The following is a 3,253-nucleotide window of genomic DNA, read 5'->3' as shown; positions in this document are numbered from 1 at the left end:
AATTGAAATTTGCCAAAAACAATTATTTCCCGGGAAATATTCCCGGGTTTTTTTGTTTTCAGGGAAATTCAGAGCGTTAATCACCTATTTCTGACAAAAAGATAGAAAGCAGCATGAAAATATGAGATAATTCCATTATAGGTATTGCAAATGGGTGTTTGAAAAGAGGAGTATTAATGAAAAAACTACGGCTTATTTTTTTCAGCGTGATTTGCTTCTGGATGTTGGGATTTGCCAGCGCCAGGGCAGATGATGACTATGAAATTACAAGGTATGACGTCAACGTTGACATCCTGGACAATGGTGACGCCAGGGTCAGACAGGACGTTGCCTACGACTTTGACGGGGATTTTCACGGTGTCTACTATAACCAGGACATGAAGGGGATCAAAGGCATCAGGGACGTTTCCGCACAAGTGACCCAGAACGGCAGGACGATAGAACTGGAAGAAGATAATTCCGGTGCAGACAACACGTATGGAATCGTTGAGAACAATGCTCAGAATTTTAAATTGAAACTGTATCACAAAATTTCGGATGACAAGGCAGTGTTTACGTATTGCTATACGCTGAAGCAGATGGTCATCTGCTATAACGATACGGCAGAATTGAACTGGAAGGTCATCGGAACCGGATGGGATCATTCGCTGCATAATGTCAGAATCACGATCAGCCTTCCCAAAAAGAACATCGACAAGCTACAGGCATGGACTCACGGACCTCTCGACGGACAGACGAAAGTGGACAGGAAGAACGGCCGCGTAATCATGACGCTTGACCGCAATCCATCAAATACTTTTGTCGAAACGCATATGATTTTTCCAAAGGATATCGTTCCTTACAGCTACAATTATGTCTTCAAGAATGCGAAAGGGAGAATTCAAAAACGAGAGGCCGGGCTTGCAAGGGAAGCCAACAGGAAAAGGGAGCAAAGGCGTCGCCTGAAGAGCCTGTTTGTGGCATTTGTTGTCGTTCTGGGAGTCGCCTACATTATCCTGGCGGTTTTCGTTTCTCCGGGCAACAGGACCAGGCCGGAAGGAAAGTATGTTCATTCATATGAGATTCCTTCCGTTACGCCGGAGGTCGCTTATGTGATCGACAAGGACGTCAGCCCGACTTCTCAGACATTTTCGGCTTATCTGATGCGACTTGCAGGAGAACGGCGCCTTGAAATCGTCAAGTCTGATGAAGGCAAAAAAGATTATCGCATCTTCCTGAAGGATGAGAAACTGCTTGATGAGTCAACATTTCTTGACTATCTTTTTACCAGAATCGGTGACGGAACTTCATTTTCAATCAAGGAGATGAAGAAGAAATGCAGACGATCCAAGGCTTCAAAGCGCTTGAATCAGTATTTTGAAAGCTGGGCAAGGACAACCAAGGACCAGGCCGGGGAGCTGAATTATAAAGACAAGAGGAATTACGCCTATGGCATTACATTTGGCATTTGTGCCGTCGTAATCTCGTTTCTGACGATTATGGCTGCCGTTTTTGAAACGTCATTCGTGTCCTTGAAAGAGGCAGGATTGCTGATGTTGCTTGATACGGTCGTTTGGGCAGCATACGTTTACTATTGCAGAACGCATGACAAATATACGACAGGAGGACGAAAACTCCGCTATCAGATTCGCTGCTTCAAGAAGATGCTGAAGGACATCGGAAAATTTGACCTCAAGGAAGTCGGCGACATTATCCTGTGGGAACAGATTCTGCCGTATGCGGTCGCATTTGATCTGGCCGACCGCGTCATTGCCGCACTGAAATTCGAATTTGGCGAAAAGGCCATCGAAGATGCGTGGGGACCGAACTATGTCTTCGTCATGTCCGGATCGGATTTCGGAAGAGGATTTTCCGAATCGTTTTCATCAGCGCTGTCATCAGTCAGTTCATCTGCCAGTGGCGGATCCGGCGGCTTTTCGGGAGGAAGTTCCGGTGGTGTCGGCGGTGGATCCGGCGGTGGCGCCTTCTAACATCCAAACATTAAAAGGTTTTGTTCCTGGGGGGAATTGATTTGAAGAAGAAAGGCTTGTGGCTGATTTTTTTGTCAGCACTGTGCTGCATGTTGTTCGGGACAGGAACTGCATTTGCCAGCGACAGGGATTACAGGATAGAAAGGGTCAGGATAAGTGCCGACGTGCAGAAAAACGGTGACGTCAAGGTCGTTCAGGCGGTAACGTACGCATTTGACGGAAAATTTCACGGTGTCTACTACGATCAGGATCTGAAGGGAATCAAGGGTGTGGAAGATATCGGAGCGGAAATCGCCGGTGATGACAAACCGGTTGATCTGCCCGTTGAAAACAGCGGGAAGAACAACACCCTTTCGATTGAAAGGGGAAGCGACAGGGTCCGCATGAAGATTTATCACGCGATGGACGGCGGGACGGCGACCTTTGTCTATCGCTATACAATCAGAGAGCTGATTACGAATTACAGGGATACGGCAGAGCTCAACTGGAAGGTCATCGGCAGGGGATGGGAGAAGCCGTTGTCTGATGTTCAGATAACGATCAATCTGCCGGAAAGACCGGTTCCCGACCTTAAGGCTTACGGGCACGGCAATCTTAGCGGGGAGACCAAAGTTGACCGGAATCAAGGCCGGGTTGTGATGACGCTTGAACATAATTCTGCCAGAACATTCGTTGAAACGCATCTGCTGTTTCCGACGAGCGTGACATCTGACTGTCCGAACGTGAAAAACGTCACGTACAGGGAAGAGGCTGAAAGAAGAGAAAGGAAACTGGCGAGAATCGCAAATGAAAAGCGTAGAAAAGAACGTTTCTTCAGTTACCTTGCCTTTGGAGTCGTTTTTGTCCTGAGTCTGGCAATTCCAGTGACGGCATTGGCCGGTCCTGGCGAAAGGACAAGGAAACTCAGAAACTATGTCCGCTCATACGAAATTCCGAAAATGCCGCCTGAACAGGCATATGTCCTGGACAAGGGCAGTCAGCCGAATTCCAGGACATACACGGCGCATCTGATGGATCTTGCCGGTCAGAAGCGGATCTTGATCGAGCCGGCCGGAAAAGGAGACTGGAAATTTTCCAAAAAGCATCGCAACGATTTTAACGATGGTGATCTGGACGAGTTTTTGTTTGAAAAGGTTGGAGACGGACAGAGCTACACGATGAAACAGTTGAAAAAATACGGCAGGGATCATGAAAATTCTGAAAGGCTCTACGATAAGTTTGAAAGCTGGTGTTCCCATACTGAAACCAGAGTGAACACCGACTATAAGTCAATGAAGAACGCC

At 47.3% G+C, this 3,253-nt stretch carries 2 protein-coding genes; both read left to right on the top strand.

What is annotated here, in order from left to right; all coding sequences use genetic code 11:
• The first annotated feature begins 176 nt into the window (after positions 1-176).
• Entirely contained in the window at positions 177-1,970 is a 1,794-nt protein-coding gene (locus tag V7Z60_RS09465) for a DUF2207 domain-containing protein (protein WP_334117567.1), read from the top strand.
• Positions 1,971-2,011: 41 nt separating this feature from the next.
• On the top strand, positions 2,012-3,253 hold a 1,242-nt coding region (locus V7Z60_RS09460; RefSeq protein WP_334117566.1), incomplete at its 3' end, for a DUF2207 domain-containing protein.

Source organism: Ligilactobacillus sp. (genome assembly GCF_036846325.1).
In the GTDB taxonomy this organism is placed as follows: Bacteria; Bacillota; Bacilli; order Lactobacillales; family Lactobacillaceae; genus Ligilactobacillus.
This window is presented reverse-complemented; position numbering and strand designations above follow the sequence as displayed.